Annotated in this window: 14 protein-coding genes and 1 pseudogene; 10 read left to right on the forward strand and 5 right to left on the reverse strand. The window is 31.4% G+C overall.

Annotated elements, in window-relative coordinates; genetic code table 11:
- Positions 1 to 15: 15 nt before the first annotated feature.
- Positions 16 to 1,602, reverse strand: coding sequence for an asparagine synthase B (gene asnB / locus Q0K54_RS05575; protein ID WP_294578864.1), 1,587 nt, complete (start codon positions 1,600 to 1,602; stop codon positions 16 to 18).
- 451 nt (positions 1,603 to 2,053) lie between these two features.
- On the opposite strand from asnB, the gene Q0K54_RS05580 reads away from it, so the two are divergent.
- Positions 2,054 to 2,881 (forward strand): Cof-type HAD-IIB family hydrolase, encoded by an 828-nt coding sequence (locus Q0K54_RS05580; protein WP_294578866.1) that lies wholly within the window; start codon positions 2,054 to 2,056, stop codon positions 2,879 to 2,881.
- Complete coding sequence (locus Q0K54_RS05585; RefSeq protein WP_294578867.1) at positions 2,881 to 3,060, forward strand: DUF4250 domain-containing protein; 180 nt, start codon at positions 2,881 to 2,883, stop codon at positions 3,058 to 3,060. The genes Q0K54_RS05580 and Q0K54_RS05585 overlap by 1 nt, the downstream gene beginning before the upstream one ends.
- A 185-nt stretch (positions 3,061 to 3,245) precedes the next feature.
- Here Q0K54_RS05585 and Q0K54_RS05590 read toward each other — a convergent pair whose 3' ends face one another.
- Complete coding sequence (locus tag Q0K54_RS05590) at positions 3,246 to 3,470, reverse strand: hypothetical protein (RefSeq protein ID WP_294578869.1); 225 nt, start codon at positions 3,468 to 3,470, stop codon at positions 3,246 to 3,248.
- A 143-nt stretch (positions 3,471 to 3,613) separates the two neighbouring features.
- On the opposite strand from Q0K54_RS05590, the gene ilvA reads away from it, so the two are divergent.
- The 3 genes from ilvA (at position 3,614) to Q0K54_RS05605 (ending at position 7,330) form a co-directional block, all read left to right on the forward strand.
- Entirely contained in the window at positions 3,614 to 4,816 is a 1,203-nt protein-coding gene (gene ilvA / locus Q0K54_RS05595) for a threonine ammonia-lyase (protein ID WP_294578870.1), read from the forward strand.
- Positions 4,817 to 4,899: 83 nt separating this feature from the next.
- Positions 4,900 to 5,673 (forward strand): ChbG/HpnK family deacetylase, encoded by a 774-nt coding sequence (locus Q0K54_RS05600; protein ID WP_294578872.1) that lies wholly within the window; start codon positions 4,900 to 4,902, stop codon positions 5,671 to 5,673.
- Position 5,674: 1 nt separating this feature from the next.
- Positions 5,675 to 7,330, forward strand: a complete 1,656-nt coding sequence (locus Q0K54_RS05605; RefSeq protein ID WP_294578874.1) for an alpha-glucosidase — start codon at positions 5,675 to 5,677, stop codon at positions 7,328 to 7,330.
- Between the two features lie 77 nt (positions 7,331 to 7,407).
- On the opposite strand, the gene Q0K54_RS05610 is transcribed toward Q0K54_RS05605, so the two are convergent.
- On the reverse strand, positions 7,408 to 8,292 hold the full coding sequence (locus tag Q0K54_RS05610) for a glycoside hydrolase family 25 protein (RefSeq protein ID WP_294578877.1): 885 nt from the start codon (positions 8,290 to 8,292) through the stop codon (positions 7,408 to 7,410).
- Between the two features lie 50 nt (positions 8,293 to 8,342).
- Positions 8,343 to 8,816, reverse strand: a complete 474-nt coding sequence (locus Q0K54_RS05615) for a DUF1003 domain-containing protein (protein ID WP_294578880.1) — start codon at positions 8,814 to 8,816, stop codon at positions 8,343 to 8,345.
- A 302-nt stretch (positions 8,817 to 9,118) separates the two neighbouring features.
- Here Q0K54_RS05615 and carB (Q0K54_RS05620) point away from each other — a divergent pair, with 302 nt between their 5' ends.
- The 3 genes from carB (Q0K54_RS05620) (at position 9,119) to carB (Q0K54_RS05630) (ending at position 16,940) form a co-directional block, all read left to right on the forward strand.
- Entirely contained in the window at positions 9,119 to 12,337 is a 3,219-nt protein-coding gene (gene carB / locus Q0K54_RS05620; RefSeq protein WP_294578883.1) for a carbamoyl-phosphate synthase large subunit, read from the forward strand.
- 333 nt (positions 12,338 to 12,670) lie between these two features.
- Positions 12,671 to 13,741 carry a carbamoyl phosphate synthase small subunit gene (locus Q0K54_RS05625; protein ID WP_294578885.1) on the forward strand — a complete coding sequence of 357 codons (1,071 nt, stop codon included), beginning with the start codon at positions 12,671 to 12,673 and terminating at the stop codon, positions 13,739 to 13,741.
- A gap of 1 nt (position 13,742) precedes the next feature.
- Positions 13,743 to 16,940, forward strand: coding sequence for a carbamoyl-phosphate synthase large subunit (gene carB, locus Q0K54_RS05630; protein ID WP_294578888.1), 3,198 nt, complete (start codon positions 13,743 to 13,745; stop codon positions 16,938 to 16,940).
- 105 nt (positions 16,941 to 17,045) lie between these two features.
- Here carB (Q0K54_RS05630) and Q0K54_RS05635 read toward each other — a convergent pair whose 3' ends face one another.
- Positions 17,046 to 17,528, reverse strand: a complete 483-nt coding sequence (locus Q0K54_RS05635) for a QueT transporter family protein (RefSeq protein WP_294578890.1) — start codon at positions 17,526 to 17,528, stop codon at positions 17,046 to 17,048.
- A 222-nt stretch (positions 17,529 to 17,750) separates the two neighbouring features.
- Between Q0K54_RS05635 and Q0K54_RS05640 the strand changes: the two genes are divergently transcribed.
- Positions 17,751 to 18,581 carry an AraC family transcriptional regulator gene (locus Q0K54_RS05640; protein ID WP_294578893.1) on the forward strand — a complete coding sequence of 277 codons (831 nt, stop codon included), beginning with the start codon at positions 17,751 to 17,753 and terminating at the stop codon, positions 18,579 to 18,581.
- 78 nt (positions 18,582 to 18,659) lie between these two features.
- Positions 18,660 to 19,300, forward strand: a pseudogene (locus Q0K54_RS05645) (phospholipase); the annotation flags it as partial.

Here is a 19,300-nt window from a genome sequence, read left to right on the forward strand (position 1 = left end):
AATTCGGTTCCTTATTTATTTTCCACTATCACCATAATTTTTTAAAACCCGAGCACTTGGGTCATCAACATCACAGTTTTCCCAATTTTTATTTGGCATCCAAAAATCTTTAACCCATTTAGCTTGTCCTGGATAGAATGATTCAAAAATATCCCGATATAGTAATGACTCTTTAGTAAATGGAGTAGCAAACGTATATTTTTGTTTAGCTCGTTTTAAATCTTCATCACTATATAATTCTTCAGCATATTCCTTTAAATAATCAACCATAGAATGACCCACAGCATCAGAAAAGGCTGCTTTTTCTCTAAATAAGATTTCATCTGGTAAATATCCTTGACCCTCAAATGCATGACGGAGTAGATATTTTCCTTTATTATAAGTGTTCATTTTTTTAGCTGGATCAATACTCATAGCATAATTGACAAAATCAATATCAGCAAAAGGCACTCGACCTTCTAAGGCATGAGCGGAAATACAACGATCAGCCCGTAAAACATCATACATATATAATTCTTTAATTCTTTTTTGAGCTTCTTGTTGGAACTCTTGAGGATTTGGAGCAAAATCAGTATATTTATAACCAAATAATTCATCACTAACTTCACCAGTCATAATAACCTTAATGTCAGTATGTTCATGAATATATTTGCATAATAGATACATTCCCATACTAGCTCTAATAGTCGTAATATCATAAGTTTCTAGATGGAAGATAACTTCACGTAAATGGTCTAAGACATCTTCTTTAGTCATAATTACTTCAGTGTGTTCAGTGTGTAAAAAGTCAGCTACTTGACGAGCATATTTTAAATCAATTGGATCACTATCCATTCCAATGGCAAATGTTCTGATTGGCTGATCATTCAATCTGGCAGCTATGGCACAAACTAATGAAGAATCTAAACCACCGCTAAGTAAATATCCAATTGGAGCATCTGACATAAAGCGTTTTTCAACAGCTGCCTGTAATTTATCTTTTAAATTTTTAGCAATTGTTTCTAAGTCGTCTAAGACAATTGTTTTAGGATCGCTTAAATCATTGTAACAAACAAATTTACCATCTTCATAGTAATGACCAGGTGGAAATGGCATGATCTCTTTGCAAAGTGGCATTAAGCTTTTTGCTTCAGATGCAAAACAGATTTCCCCATTGATTTTACTATAACCATAAAACATTGGTCTGATTCCCATTGGATCTCTGGCTGCCATAATTTTTTGCTTTTTAGTATCATATAAAACCATTGCAAATTCAGCATCTAAATATTTACATAAAATTTCTAATCCATATTTATTATATAATGGAATTAAAACTTCACAATCACTGCCTGATTTAAATGTGTATTCATTTTCTAACATTTTTTTCAATTCAGGATAATTATAGATTTCACCATTACAAACCAAGACACAATCTTTATAAACAAATGGCTGGTTTCCTTTGGAAGATAAATCCATAATTGAAAGTCGATTAAATCCCCAAGTAACCCCTTCATTAACACTAACATGTTGATGATCAGGACCGCGGTAGGCCGCCTGATCTAAAGCATCGTTAAAAACCCGTAAGTCAAACTCTTGACTATCTACTACTAAAAATCCGCACATAATTTGTTTCCCCCTTAAAAGTTATGGTGCGAGAATATAAAAAACTCGCCAAAATAGCGAGTACCGTATAACCTGCCTAAGAAATAGTTACATGGTACGGAAAATACTTCATAGAGTACTCGATACCCGCCAATAGTTACGTTACTGGTAACGTTCTAGCCTACTTGCAATTGCTTTCGGTAGACAGCTCTTAGGTGTTCTTCATAATTTGCTCCACTATCAGGCTTACACCATCTCCTGACTCGCTATAGCTTCTGCAAAGAATTACTCTCCTCGTCATCGCCTTTGTTGTAGTAAGTATATAATATTTTATTATCAATTGCAATAAAAAATAATTAATATAATAAAAATTTTATTATATTAATGTTTTTTATTACCAGTAGTTACTAAAATTAATTGACAATTATAGTATCTTTTAATAAACTATACGCATTGAAATGAGGGAGTAAAGATGAAATATAAATTAATAGCATTAGATATTGATGGTACTTTAAAAAGTAGTGAAAAACATGGTAAAATAATCTTACCAAAGACAAAAGAGATATTAATAAAACTAGCTAAACAAGGTGTTAAAATTGTTTTAGCTTCAGGGCGTCCAACTGCTGGTTTGAATGCCGAGGCTAAAGAATTAAACTTTGATGAAACTGGTGGTTATTTATTAGCATTTAATGGGGCAAAGATTACTGATTATCAAACTAAAGAAATAATCTATCAAAAAACAATAGCACCAGCAACCGTACATTTAATCTATGATCAGGCAAAAAAATATAATTTAGCCGTGATGACTTATACTCGTGAATATATTATTAGTGAAGATATTGAAGACCAATATGTTCAAATTGAATCTAATATTACGCGAGTACCGCTAAAACCAGTTGCCAATTTTAAACAGACAATTGATTTTGCAGTTAATAAAGTTTTATTAACGGGGGATCCTGATTATTTAGCTAAAATTGAAGCGGATTTTAAAAAGCCATTTAATGATACTTTAAGTATTTATCGTTCAGCGCCATATTTTCTGGAAGTTATGGCTCAAGATATTGATAAAGCAGCATCATTAAAATTTTTAGCAGATACTTTAGAGATTAAACAAGAAGAAATTATTAGTTTTGGTGATGGTTATAATGATCTAAGTTTGATTGAATTTGCCGGAATGGGTGTAGCGATGGATAATGCGGTTGCTGAAGTTAAACAACGGGCTGACTATATTACGTTATCTAATGATGATGAAGGAATTTATGATTGTTTAAATAAGCTAGTAGAAAGAGGGGAAATCTAATGTTACCAAATGATATTAATATGTTAGTTAGTATGTTGAATATGAAATTGAGAGATGATGATATGGCGCTAGAAACTGTCATTGAAGTTAATGATGGTAACGTTAAAGAAATCATGGATAAATTAGAAAGTAATGGATTTTATTATGATGAAAGTAATAACCAGATAAAAGCAAAATAGACGAAAACGTCTATTTTTTTTGTAATTCTTCAATGTAATTGTAAAGTTGGAATAAACCTAATGTAGTGCTATCCATCCTTGGCTTTTGATTAATTGACGGTGTTTATCAAGATGATATGTTACAATTTTTAAATTGTTTTTAGTAATAGTAGTTATTTTTTCGTATTTATAAATATATGTATTATCTAATCCTTATTTTTATAAAAAATATGTGTGGATTTGCAAAATGAAATGATACCAGGAATAATCGCTTTGATAAAAAAGATACAACTAATTAAATAAAAAATCAGCATACTAGAATTAAAAACATAATCTAAGTAATTTGAATAAAACATTCCAGATAATGCATAGCATAGATGGGTAATCCCAATTCCAATAAATCCGAATGCTAAATAAACGTATTGTTTCATGACTATCCCTCCTAAAATCATTATAATATGCCCATTAACATAATGTCAAAAAGTTAGTGATAATTAAAATAACATCAAAAAATCATCTCTTTTACTTTTGAATGATAAATGCTATAATATAGCTTATTAAGGGGGATAGCCAAATGTTAAAATTAGAAGATTTTAAAGCTGCTAAAAAAAGAGTTGATGAGGTAATTTTAGAAACTCATTTGATACATAGTGATGCTTTTTCTGAAGAATGTGGAAATGACGTCTATATTAAACCAGAAAACTTACAACGTACGGGTGCTTTTAAAATTAGGGGTGCCTATAATAAAATTGTCAAACTTGATGATGAAGCTAAAAGGCGTGGTTTAATTGCATCTTCAGCTGGTAACCATGCTCAAGGGGTTGCTTATGCTGCTCATAAATTAGGTGTCAAGGCAACAATTGTTATGCCTAGTCATACACCATTAATTAAAGTTGAAGCGACTAAGGCTCATGGTGCTGAAGTTGTTTTAGCTGGTGAAGTTTATGATGATGCTTACGCTAAGGCAGTAGAACTTCAAAAAAGTGAAGGATATACGTTTGTTCATCCATTTGATGACGAAGATGTTATGGAAGGGCAAGGAACAATTGCTTTAGAAATCTTAGATGAATTGCCAGATGCTGATATGATTTTAGTACCAATCGGCGGTGGTGGTTTAATTTCGGGAATTGCAGCAGCAGCTAAGATGATTAAACCAGATATTAAAATTATTGGAGTTGAACCTGAAGGAGCTGCCAGTGCTTCAGCTGCCATCCAAGAAGATCAAGTTGTTTTATTAAAAGAGGTTGATACTATTGCAGATGGTACTGCCGTCCAACAAATTGGATCTAAAACATTTAAATATATAAAAAAATATGTTGATGATATTGTTTTAGTTAATGATTATGAATTGATGGAAGCTTTCTTAGTTTTAGTTGAAAAACATAAATTAGTAGCTGAGGGTTCTGGTATTTTGGCTTTAGCTGGTTTAAAGAAATTAAATGTTAAAGGAAAGAAAGTTGTTTCTTTAATTAGTGGTGGTAACATTGATGTGTTGACTATTTCTTCAATGATTAATAAAGGATTATTATCTCGTGGTCGAATCTTTACATTCTCAGTACAATTGCCAGATAAACCAGGTCAATTAGAAATTATTTCTCGAGTATTAGCTCGGATGAATGCTAATGTTATTGGGGTTGACCATAACCAATTTAAAAACTATGCACGTTTTTCTGAAGTGGAACTTCGGGTAACTGCTGAAACTAACGGACATGCTCATATCCAAAGTATTATTGATGAGTTTACAAAGTTAGGATATACAATTGAAAGAATCGATTAAGGACCAATGGTCCTTTTCTTTTTGTAAAAATTCTTATTAATTTATGCAAATATCATTTATAATTAATGTATGGAGGTGTAATGATGAAACAATTATTAATTCGTGGCGATGATTTGGGATATAGTGAAGGAGTTACTCTGGGAATGTTATCTGCTTATGAACATGGTATTGTTAATAGCATGGCATGTATGATCAATATGCCATATATTAATGAAGGAATCGTTCAAGCAAAAAAACACAAGAATCTGTGTTTAGGACTACATGTTAATGTAACTAATGGTAAGGCTTTAGCTCCAAAGGAGAAAATCAAAAATTTAGTTGATGAAAATGGATATTTTATTAAAAGTTCTATTCGGCGGCAACAAATAAAAAATAATGAAACATTATTTACTGAAGAAGAAGCATATCTCGAAGCTAAATATCAAATAGAACGTTATATTGAACTGGTTGGAGAAGTTCCAGAATATATTGATATCCATGTTTTAGAAATTGAGCCACTGATCAATGCCGTATTAAGAATTTATCATGAATATCATGTACCAGTCTGTTTGTATGACCAGGATTTATATGATCGAGATATTTTAAAACGAGCTATGAAGCAATATGATTATTATCAAGATCATGATCATGATTTTGAAAAAGTATTTACAGATGGTTTTTATGAGCTAAAGGAAGGAATAAATTTATTAGTTACTCATCCTGGTTTTATTGACTATGATGTGGCAACGACTTCATCAATGCTAAAACCTCGATTATATGACTATTCTTTAGTAACTAGTAAAAAGCTTAAAAAGTGGTTAGATGAAAATAATATTGAAATAATATCATTTAGAGATTTAAAGAAAGCGAGCAAGTAAGATGAAAAAATGGTGGCAGAAGGAAGTTGTTTATCAAATTTATCCTAAAAGTTTTAAAGATAGTAACGATGATGGAATTGGTGATATTCGTGGTATTATTGATAAACTAGATTATTTTAGTGATTTGGGAGTAACTAGTTTGTGGTTATGTCCGATTTATGCTTCACCAATGGATGATAATGGTTATGATATTAGTGATTATTATCAAATTAATCCAATGTTTGGAACGATGGATGATTTAGATGAATTAATTGAAAAAGGAAAACAACGAGGCATTAAAATTATCATGGATCTGGTAGTTAATCATACATCTGATGAACATCCCTGGTTTCAAGCGGCTTTAAATGATCCAAATAGTAAATATCATGATTACTATATTTTTAAAAAAGGTGTCGATGGTCATGCGCCATGTAACTGGCGTAGTATTTTTGGTGGCTCAGTTTGGCAAAAAGTTGGTGATGATGAATACTATTTCCACTCTTTTTCAAAAAAACAGCCTGATTTAAATTGGGAAAATCCACAGTTGCGTCAAGAGGTATACAAGATGATCAATTGGTGGTTAGAAAAAGGAATTGCGGGATTTAGAGTTGATGCCATTAATTTCATAAAAAAGGATCAGCGCTATCAAGATGGTAAACCTGATGGTGAAGATGGTTTAGTTTCTTGCATTCCATTTGCTAGAAATCAACCGGGAATTGAAGTTTTCTTTAAGGAACTGAAAGAAAACACTTTTGCAAAATATGATTGCATGACGATATCTGAGGCATATGGAGTATCTTATGATAAATTAGATATTTATATTGGTGAAAACGGTTGCTTTGATACAATGTTTGATTTTAATTATTCAAATTTTGATATAGGTGATAATGAGGAATGGTTTATTCGCAAAGACTGGACCGTTAAACAGTTTCGCGATTTGATTTTTGAATCCCAAAATGAAATCAATAAAATTGGCTGGGTGGGAACATTTTTAGAAAATCATGATCAGCCTCGTTCTTTAGATAAGTTGATTGTCAATAAAGAAGATCGTGGATATTATAGTGCGACGATGATTGGCTCAATGTATTTCTTTTTAAGAGGGGTACCATATATTTATCAGGGTGAGGAACTAGGAATGCCTAATTGTGTTCGTCATTCGATTGATGAATATGATGATATCAGCACTCATGGGCAATATCAAAGGGCTCTAGAAGAAGGGTTTAGTGAAGCCGAAGCGATGGAATTTGTCAATATGCGCAGTCGGGATAATGCTAGAACACCAATGCCTTTTGATGATAGCAAATATGCAGGATTTTCTAATGTCAAACCATGGCTAGCTTTAAATGAAACCTATAAAACTATTAATGTCAAAAATGAAATCAATGATCCTGATTCAGTTTATAGTTTTTATAAAAAGATGATTAATTTAAGACAAAAGAGTCAATATAGTGATGTTTTAACTTATGGTGATTTTATTGCAGTTGCCGATGAAAATGAATCGTTGATTGTTTATAAACGTAGTTATGAAGGCCAAACAATAGTTAATGTCTGTAACTTTTCAAATCAAGAACAATCATATGTAACTGATAATCAAATAATATTAAATAATTATCATGATTATGATGGAAAAACTTTACAACCATATCAAACAATAATGTATACGGTAAATGAAAATTAAAATTTAGATAGAGGAGTTTATTATTATAAACTAAAATCAAAAACACAAGTCATTTAATTGAATACTTGTGTTTTTAATTACCAATATATACTTGACATAAGATTTAAATCAACATTACCGGTAATCCCACGAACATTACCAGTTTCACTAAATTGAAGAATTTGGAATCCATCGTCAATAGTCTTATTATCATTATAACGAGCTTTCCATTTAATATAGTTATTTAATCGTAAATCAGTCAATTTATTAGTCCACCAATAATGATTAGCATAAATCCCTTTAGGAATTTGATTTGGAATGTTGTCTAAAAAAGTGATGGCAATATTTGCCAGTTGCTCATTTGATAAATCACTTTGAAATTCTTCATCTTCTAAATCGATGAAAATGCCTAGTTGTGGATTTAGATTTTGAATCAGACCAGCAACAAAATCAGCTTCAATTTTAGCCTGATTTTCATCCTGGGCCAAAGAATAATAATAAATTCCATATGGGATTGAATGTTGCAAACAGGCCTGAACGTTTTGATTGAACAAAGGGTCTTCTCTAGTGGAAGTACCATCAGATAATGAAGTATAACCACAACGAATGATGACAAAGTCTACTTCTTGTTTAACTAATTGATAATTGATGTTATTGTTCCATTTAGAAACATCAATCCCGATATATTCGCCTTCACTAGCTAAGCGATCATTATGATTATAAATAGTAAACCCTCCATAAATTAAAGCCACCGATAAACCAATGCAACAAATGTTAATTAATGATTGTTTCTTTTTATATTTCTTTAAAATAAATGGTAGAGAACCAATCAGCATCACTAATAAAATTACAATACTATGAATCAAGTAAATAGCAATGTATTGTTTATAATATAAAGCAAACGAAAAAAATACACTTGCAAAAATAAGCAAAATAATTGATGATGAAGAAGAAAAAAGTCTTCTTTTTTTCTTTTTGACCATAGCATCACCTCGATGATTTTATTTTAGCATATAAGCTAGCTACTGTCGAACTAATGGCTTTTATCGAGCTTGGCTAATTCTTCTAAGATTTGATCTAATTTGCTATGTAGATCTTGGATGATGATTTCATTTTTTAAATTAACTTTATAATCATTTTCATTCCTAATTTGATCTTTTTTAGCTTGACGATTCTGTGACATCATAATGATTGGCGCCTGAATAGCTGACAGGCATGAAAGAATTAGATTGAGCAAGATAAAAGGATAGGGATCAATGCTGTTAGGAAAAATTAAATTTAGAATCATCCAAAGAAGTAAAAGAATAACAAAAATAATAATGAAAACCCAGCTGCCAGCGACTCTAGCTAACTTATCGGCTAATTTTTGAGATTTAGTGATGTTGTTATCATCAGGAAGCGAAACGGTTTTTTCCAAAACTAAATGAATGATTTCTTCATCATCCATATCTTCACGAACATTTTCAAGTATTTCTTTAATGATGACAGAGTGAATGAGTTTTTTCATATAATCACCTTTAAATTTATTATTTACTAGTGCTATTTTTTTAAACGATATTTTATTATAATAAGGAAAAATTTGTGCTTATAATGAGTAGTTATTAGCTTAATAACTAATTTTAAATTTGTTGAAACATGTCTAGAGGTTTTGTATACTTAAATAGATAAAAGTAAAAGGAGTGAGGATGATATGCATAAGATTAGTCTAGTTAAAATCAATCATTTTCAGTTCTTTTGTATTTCTGTTTTTTATTGACATATCATTTATTTGATATGTTTTTTTATGATAATGAGATGGAGGAAGAAAAAATGCCAAAAAGAGAAGACATTAATACTGTATTAGTTATTGGTTCGGGACCGATTGTAATTGGTCAAGCATGTGAATTTGATTATTCAGGGACTCAAGCTTGTAAAGCTTTAAGAAGTCTGGGTTACAAAATTGTTTTAGTTAATTCCAATCCGGCAACAATCATGACTGACCCTGAAACGGCTGATGTTACATATATCGAACCGTTAAATCTAGAAAGATTGACTCAAATTATTGAAAAAGAACGTCCTGATGCTTTACTTCCTAACTTAGGGGGGCAATCAGCTTTAAATTTATGTTCTGAATTGAATCAAGCTGGGGTTTTAGATAAATACAATGTAAAAGTATTAGGAGTTCAGGTTGATGCGATTGAACGTGGTGAAGACCGTTTGGAATTTAAAAAACAAATGGATTTATTAGGAATCGAAATGGCTCGCAGTGAAATTGCCAATACCGTTGATGAAGCTTTAGATATTGCAGATCGTTTAGGATATCCGGTTGTAGTTCGTCCGGCTTATACTATGGGTGGTGCCGGAGGCGGACTTGTTTATAATAAAGATGAATTAAAAACAGTGGTTTCAAGAGGATTACAGGCTAGTTTAGTGCATCAATGTTTAATTGAAGAATCAATTTTAGGTTGGGAAGAATTAGAAGTTGAAGTTGTTCGTGATGCCAACAACAATATGATTACAGTATGTTTTATTGAAAATATTGATCCAATGGGAGTACATACTGGTGATTCTTTCTGTAGTGCTCCAATGCTGACAATTTCTCAAGAAGTTCAAGATCGTTTAAAGGAACAGGCATTTAAAATTGTTGAATCAATTGGTGTAATTGGTGGAACTAATGTTCAATTTGCTCATGATCCAAAAACTGATCGAATTGTTGTAATTGAAATTAATCCAAGAACTTCACGTTCTTCAGCGCTTGCTAGTAAAGCGACTGGTTTTCCAATTGCATTAGTATCAGCAATGTTGGCAGCTGGTCTTACAATGGAAGATATCGAATGTGGTAAATATGGAACGTTAGATAAATACGTACCTGATGGTGATTATGTCGTAATTAAATTTGCTCGCTGGGCTTTTGAAAAATTTAAAGGAGCCGAAGATAAACTTGGTACTCAAATGAAAGCTGTTGGGGAAGTTATGAGTATTGGAAAAACTTATAAAGAAGCTTTCCAAAAAGCCATTCGCTCTTTAGAAATTGGCCGTTATGGTTTAGGTTATGCTAAAAACTTTAATGAATTATCTAAAGAAGAATTACTTAAATTATTGGCGACTCCAACTAGTGAACGACAATTTATCATGTATGAAGCTTTAAGAAAAGGAGCTACTGTTGAACAATTACATGAATTAACGCAAATTAAGACCTACTTCATTGAACAAATGAAAGAATTAGTTGAAGAAGAAGAGACAATTAAATCATATAAAGGAAAACAGTTACCAGTTGCTATATTAAAACAGGCTAAACAAGATGGTTTCTCTGATAAATATTTAAGTCAGATCTTGGATTTAGATGAAAGTGAAATTAGAGAAACTCGTAAAGCTAATGGAATCAATCAAGCTTGGGAACCAGTACATGTAAGTGGAACTAAAGATAGTGCTTATTATTATTCAACTTATAATGCTCCTGACCATAGTGATATTCATAATGATAAACAAAAAATTATGATCTTAGGTGGCGGACCAAACCGGATTGGTCAAGGAATTGAATTTGATTACTGTTGCGTTCATGCTGCTTTAGCCTTGAAAAAATTAGGATTTGAAACGATTATTGTTAACTGTAATCCAGAGACAGTATCGACTGACTATGATACTTCTGATAAATTATACTTTGAACCACTTACCTTAGAAGATGTTTTAAGTATTCATGAAAAAGAAAAACCAGTTGGTGTTATTGCCCAATTTGGTGGTCAAACACCACTTAACCTGGCAGCTCAGCTTAAAGCAAATGGTGTCAATATTTTAGGAACTACGCCAGAAACAATTGATATGGCCGAAGATCGTGATTTATTCAATGAAATGATGGAAAAATTAAATATTCCAATGCCAGAATCAGGAATGGCGGTAAATGTTGATGAGGCTTTAGAAATTGCTAAAAAAATTGGTTATCCATTGATGGTAAGACCATCATATGTTTTAGGTGGCCGTGGGATGGAAGTAGTATATGATGATGCCAGCTTAAAAGAATATATGGAAGCAGCAGTAGGAGTTACGCCAGATCGTCCAATTTTAATTGACCGTTTCTTAAATCATGCGATGGAATGTGAAGCCGATGCTATTAGCGATGGTGAAAATGTCTTTGTTCCGGCGGTTATGGAACATATTGAATTAGCGGGTATTCATTCAGGAGATTCAGCTTGTATTTTACCATCTAAGAGTATTCCAATGCGGCATTTAGAAACAATTAAAGAATATACGAAGAAAATTGCTAAGGAAATGAATGTTCGTGGTTTGATGAATATGCAATATGCAATTGCTGATGATAAAGTTTATGTTTTAGAAGCTAATCCTAGAGCTTCAAGAACAGTACCTTTAGTATCTAAAGTATGTAATATTAATATGGTTAAAATTGCTACTGATATTATTACTTTAGATTTAACTGGTCGTAAATCACCAGTACCAGAACTGAAAGAAAAGAAAATTCCACATGTTGGAGTTAAAGAAGCAGTTTTCCCATTTAATATGTTCCCAGAAGTTGACCCAGTTTTAGGACCTGAAATGCGTTCAACGGGTGAAGTTTTAGGAATTGCCAGCTCATTTGGAGCGGCAATGTATAAAGCTGAAGAAGCCGCTAAAACAATTTTGCCAACTGAAGGAAAAGTATTGATCAGTGTTAGTGATTTAGATAAACCAGAAGTAGTTAATCTGGCAAGAGGGTATTATGATGCTGGATTTGAATTAGTAGCAACCGGAAATACTTATCAATTAATTAAAGATAGTGGAATCCCAGTTACTAAGATCAAAAAAATCTATGAAGGGCGTCCAAATATCTCAGATGCTTTAACTAATGGGGAATTAGCGATGATCATCAATACTCCAAATGGTAAGCAAAGTGTTCATGATGATAGTTATATTCGTAAATCAGCCATCAAAATGAAAATTCCTTATGTAACTAATATTGCAGCTGCAAAAGCTTCATTAGAAGGAATCATGGAAATGAAGATTCATGGTAGTCATGAAGTAAAATCATTACAAGAATATCATCGAGCAATTAAATAATAAAAAAAGCCAGTCATTATATCATTTTATATGACTGGCTATTATGTTTAATTTGGGCTTAAAATGGGATAATATTTAATGATAATGAATTATAGATAGTATAGATTATTTTAAAAGTAGTAAATTTACATCATGGTAATAAAAAAGTATAAAAAGAGCTTGAATATTTGATAGATTTCTACTATACTATACAAGAAAAGAAAGGGATGAGACGCATGTTAGGATTAGTAGGTAAAAAATTTAATATTTGTATGGTCTCATTTTTTATATTTAGTTATTAAACATATCAGTTCTTATTGATATGTTTTTTTTAAGGGTTCAAGGAGGATGAAGATGAAAGCTTACTTAATATTAGAAGACGGCAGTGTATTTGAAGGTGAAAGTATCGGAGCTGTAAAAGAAGTAGTTAGCGAATTTGTGTTTAACACATCGATGACTGGATACTTAGAAGTTTTAACCGATCCTTCTTATGCAGGTCAATCAGTTGTGATGACTTATCCTTTAATTGGAAATTATGGTGTTTGTTTAGAAGACCAGGAATCAAAACGACCTTTTGTCGAAGGATTTATTGTCAATGAATTATCACGGCTTGGAAGTAATTTTAGAAAAAATATGGATTTAGACGATTATTTAAAAATGCACGATATTCCAGGAATTCAGGGAATTGATACGCGTCATTTAACAAAAATCATCCGTAATAAAGGATGTATGAATGGAATGATCACTACTAAACAATATGATAACTTAGATGAAGTGATGGATCGAATTCATAGTTTTAAAGTAACTGGTGTTGTTGAAAAAACAACATGTGATCAAGTTTATACAGTTGGAAATGGCAGCAAAAAAGTAGCTTTAATGGATTATGGAGCTAAAGCTAATATTGCCAAATGTTTAGCTAAACGTGATTGTACAGTTACAGTTTATCCAGCTAGTACCCCTGCAAAAGAATTATTAGATCAAGATTATGATGGAATTATGTTATCAAATGGTCCTGGTGATCCTGAAGAAAACGTTGAAATTATTGAACAATTAAAAATCTTAGCTAAAAGCAACAAACCAATCTTTGCTATTTGTTTAGGACATCAGTTGATGGCATTAGCTCATGGATTTGAAACTGAAAAAATGAAATATGGACATCATGGGGCTAACCATCCAGTTAAAAATTTAGATACTGGACGTGTTTATATCTCAACTCAAAATCATAATTATGTAATTAAAGAAGATTCAATCGATCCTAAAGTTGCTAGACCATGGTTCATTAATGTTAATGATGGAACAATTGAAGGAGTAGAATATTTAAATGAAAATATTAAAACAGTTCAATTCCATCCTGAAGCATGTGCCGGACCTTTAGATACCGATGCTTTATTTGACGAATTTATGAACATGATGAAAGGAGAATAATATGCCAAAAGATAGTAGAATTAAAAAAGTATTAGTAATTGGTTCTGGACCAATTATTATCGGACAAGCAGCTGAATTTGACTATGCCGGAACTCAAGCTTGTCGGGCTTTAAAAGAAGAAGGAATTGAAGTTGTTTTGATCAACTCTAATCCGGCTACGATCATGACTGATAAAGATATTGCTGATCGTGTTTATATCGAACCACTTACAGTACCGGTAGTAAAAAATCTGATTATTAAAGAAAAACCCGATAGCATTTTACCAACATTAGGGGGACAAAATGCTTTAAATATTGCAATGGCATTAGCTGATGAAGGTTTCTTAGAAGAACATAATTGTCGCACAATTGGTACTTCTACAGATACCATTAAATTAGCTGAAGACCGTTTAGAGTTTAAAAACTTAATGGAAAGAATTGGAGAGCCATGTGCTGCTAGTATCGTTGTTAACCATGTCGATGATGCCCTAGAATTTGCTAACCGCATTGGTTATCCGGTTGTTGTGCGTCCTGCTTATACATTAGGTGGAACTGGTGGCGGAATTGCCCATAATGAAACTCAATTACATGATATTTGTTCTAACGGATTAAGATTATCACGTGTTAATCAATGTTTAATTGAACGTTGTATTTCTGGATGGAAAGAAATCGAATATGAAGTAATGCGTGATAGTGCTGGAAACTGCATTACAGTATGTAACATGGAAAATGTTGATCCAGTTGGAGTCCATACAGGTGATAGTGTGGTTGTTGCACCAAGTCAAACTTTAGGTGATAAAGAATATCAAATGTTACGTTCATCAGCATTAAATATTATCACAGCTTTAAATATTGAAGGTGGCTGCAACGTTCAATTTGCTTTGCATCCTGAAAGCTTTGAATATTGTGTAATCGAAGTAAATCCTCGTGTTAGCCGTTCATCAGCATTAGCTAGTAAAGCAACAGGTTATCCAATTGCTAAATTAGCTGCTAAAATCGCTTTAGGATATACATTAGATGAAATTGTTAATGCAGTAACTGGAAAAACATATGCATCTTATGAACCAACATTAGATTATATTGTTTGTAAGATTCCTAAATGGCCTTTTGATAAATTTGTTGATGCTTCTAGAGAATTAGGAACTCAAATGAAAGCTACTGGTGAAGTTATGAGTATTTGTAATAACTTTGAAGGTGCTTTAATGAAAGCATTAAGATCTCTGGAACAAAATGTTTACTATTTACATTTAGATGAATTTGCTGGAAAAGATCAAGAATTCTTGATGAAACAATTAGAAGTTGTTGATGATCATCGTTTATTTGCAATTGCTGAGGCCTTAAGACAAGGAATCAGTGAACAAATAATTCATAATATTACTAAGATTGATATTTGGTTTATTGATAAAATCAAACATTTAATTGAAGTTGAAAATCAATTAAAAAATGAAGAATTAACAGTTGATTTATTAAAGACTGCTAAACACTTAGAATACCCTAATCGTGTAATTGCCCAGTTGACTGGAAAATCTGAAGCTGAAATTAAACAAATGTGCAAAGATAACAATATTCACGCAGTATATAAAATTGTAGATACTTGTGCAGCTGAATTTGATGCTTCAACACCATATTATTATTCAGTATATGGTGGGGTAAATGAAGTAGATCCAAGAGATGATAAGAAAAAAATCATGGTTTTAGGTTCAGGACCAATTAGAATTGGACAAGGAATTGAATTTGATTATTGTTCTGTTCACTGCGTATGGGCGTTAAAAGAAGCTGGTTATGATACAATTATCGTTAATAATAACCCAGAAACAGTAAGTACAGATTTTGATATTGCTGATCGTTTATATTTTGAACCATTAACACCAGAAGATGTAGAAAATATCGTTGATATTGAAAAACCAGATGGAGCAATTGTTCAATTTGGTGGACAAACTGCAATCAAGCTTACTAAAGATTTAATGGAAATGGGTGTAAAAATCTTAGGAACATCAGCTGATGATGTTGATGCTGCAGAAGATAGAGAAAGATTTGATGAAATTCTAGAAAAATGTGGTATTGATCGTCCTCGTGGATCAACAGTATTTACAGTAGATGAAGCCTTAAAAGTTGCTGATCAATTAGGCTATCCAGTTCTTGTTAGACCATCATATGTTTTAGGTGGTGCTGGAATGGAAATTTGTTTAAATGATGGTGATATTAGAAAATTCATGAAGATAATTAATCGCCAATATCAAGAACATCCAATCTTAATTGATAAGTATTTATCAGGAAAAGAAGTAGAAGTTGATGCTATCTGTGATGAACATGGAGTTTTAATTCCAGGTATCATGGAACATATTGAACGGGCTGGAGTTCACTCAGGCGATAGTATTTCAGTTTATCCATCACAAAAGATTAAACCACATATTAAAGATACCATTGTTGAATATACTAAACGTTTAGCTAAAGCATTAAATGTTATTGGATTAATTAATATTCAATTTATTGTTTACGAAGATCAAGTATATGTAATTGAAGTAAATCCACGTTCTAGTAGAACGATTCCATATATTTCTAAAGTAACAGATATTCCAGTAGTTGATGTAGCTACTCATGTTATTATGGGAAAATCAATTGCTGATCAAGGATATGAATATGGTTTAGCACCTGAAAAACAAACAGTTGCAGTTAAAATGCCAGTATTCTCATTTGAAAAGATTAAAGGAGCTGAAATCAGTTTAGGCCCAGAAATGAAATCAACAGGTGAAGTTTTAGGTATTTCAACTGATTATGATGAAGCTATTTATAAAGCCTTTATTGGTAGTGGTATTAATTTACCAAAGAAAAAGAATATTATTTGTACAATTAAAGATTCTGCTAAAGAAGAATTTTTACCAATTGCTAAACAATATTATATGTTTGGATATGATTTATATGCTACAGAAGGTACATATAACTTCTTAAAAGAACACAATATTCCAGTTAACTTAGTTAATCGAATCGATGCTAAATCAAATACTATGTTTGATTTAATGTTAACAGATACTGTTGATTTAGTAATAGATATTCCAACTAGAAATAATAATTTAAAAGACGGTTTCTTAATCAGAAGATTTGCAGTTGAAGCAGGAATTCCAATCTTTACTTCATTAGATACTGCTCAAGCATTAATTACAAGCTTGGAAAAACGTCATAAAGGTGATACATCATTAATTGATATTGCTAGATTGAAATAATTAAAAAGGAGATAGGTTGCTATCTCCTTTTTGTGTTTTAAAAACTATTTAATGTTACATTTATTGTAATAGTTAAAATACAGTTTTTTATAAAAAAAGACTTACTTATTTTAAAACAAGTAAGTCCATAAAACGTTTATTTTTTTCTAATACTTTAAACACTAAAGTACCAATAACCAATACTATTAACTCTCCGACAGCTACATAGATGGCATTAATAACAAATGGAATTTGGTAAGCATACCAAAGTTCACCGCCAATAATTATACCAGTAATAATAGCCCCTAACATTGCAGCTAAATATCGATTTTTAGCATAGTACATCGCGATGCAGACCAAAAGGGTACTTAATGTTCCAAATACCACATCTAACATTCCTAGTGGCGAAAATAAATTAGCTAAGATACACCCAATCGTTAATCCTGGTATATAGCGATAATTATAGAAAGCTAAAAATACCATAATTTCTGATAATCTAAATTGGATTTGTGAGTATGCGATGGGTGAGATTACTAAAGTGAGCACAGCGTAAATCCCAGCAATCATCGCATTGATAACAACTAGTTCGACTGAAATACTTTTCTTCATAATAATTAACCTTTCTTAGTATTATTTTCACTTATATGTCACCTCATTGAAAACATTGAATATTATAACGAATTAATTGTAGTTTGACTAGTATGCAATTAGATAATTTTTATTTATTAATCATTAAAATGACAATTTGTTAAAAATACGTAAAATATTTGTGTCTTATTTTAAATATGTTAGTAATATATGGTACTATTGGTAAGAAAGGATGTGAATAATATGTTGCAAAGTGTAGTGGTAAAAAAACATGAGAAAATTAAATATCAGGCGGCTACATTTTATAATTTATCTAATAATTATTATGATCATGATTTTAAGGTTGATAAACACTGGCACAACAGTATTGAGATTACCTATGTCGTTCAGGGTGAGAAGCTTCAAAAAATGGAAAACAAAGAAATATTAGCCAGGGAAGGAACATTATTATTAGTTAATTCTGGGGTTAGTCATTCTGTTGAGGCTAAAAAGGGAATAGAAGGGATAATGTTATTGATTGATCGCAACTATATAGATAATCTTTGTCCAAAAGTAACTGATAAACGTTTTGATATAGATAAAAATGAATCGGTTAAGCAGCGAATAATTAATCATTTATTTCAGGCAATAGCGGAAAAATATCAAAACAATGGAATCCGTTGTACGATTAATGTTTTAGAAATTATTGATTTGTTTACTACTTATCTAGTGGATGATAACTATTATCCTAAGGAAAAACATGATGATGAATTATATGAATTAGCGATATCAATATGTGAATATCTGGACTATAATTATAAAAATCGAATATCGCTTGATGATTTGGCTAAATTAATTAATTACAATAAGTCATATTTAGCAACAGCATTTAAGAAAAAGATGGGGATTACTATTTTTGAATATTTAAGTAATGTCAGAATTCAACATAGCTTAGACGATTTAAAGAATAGTAATGATACGATAGTAGAGATAGCTTTAAACAATGGATTTGCCAATATTCAAATTTTCAATAAAACATTTAAAAAGGTATTTAATATGACTCCAAAACAATATCGAAATAAAAACTTAAAATAGATTAAGGTTGTTCTAGATATTCAACAAGTATAATTCTTTTTTTGATGATAGAATTTTAATCATGAAAGGAAGGATAGAATGAAAAAACTAAAAAAATTGTTTGCGATGGTTGTAAGTTTAGCCATGATGATTACAACTTATTGCACACCATTATTTGCAATTGATGGTGAAGATACATATCCAGTTCAATTATATACTGAAGTAACTGACGCTGGTCAGGTTGTATCTAAAATGACGATTGATTATGGTGAAGGAAAAGTGGTTAGTAATGTAACCAAAGATACTTACACAGTTCATGCCAATGCTTCAACTAAAGAACTTTGTGAAGCAACTGGGGTTGAAAGCTATGGTGATTATGATATCGATCGTAAAATTGTAAAAGTAGAAACTGATGGTTCTCAAGTAACTGTTTATTTTGATTTATCAGAAGGAGCTACTTTAGCTTATCTAAGTTCAGCTCGTAATTATCCAGCTGATTTGACTTATACAGTAACTCAAAATAAGCCAATTACAGTTGATGACAATGAAAGTTTCATGGCAACTTATACATGTGATATATCAAATATGATTGATGTAGAAACATCTAAATTTAAATCAGTCATTGTTGATGGTGGCATCAATTATCAATACTATGATGCTGGTGATGCCGATTCATTAATTGTCTGGTTCCATGGAAATGGTGAAGGTGATTTCAACAGTTCTAATAATAACGTAGCGCA

Origin of the sequence: uncultured Thomasclavelia sp. (assembly GCF_944324745.1) — a bacterium.
Classification (GTDB): domain Bacteria; phylum Bacillota_I; class Bacilli_A; order Erysipelotrichales; family Coprobacillaceae; genus Thomasclavelia.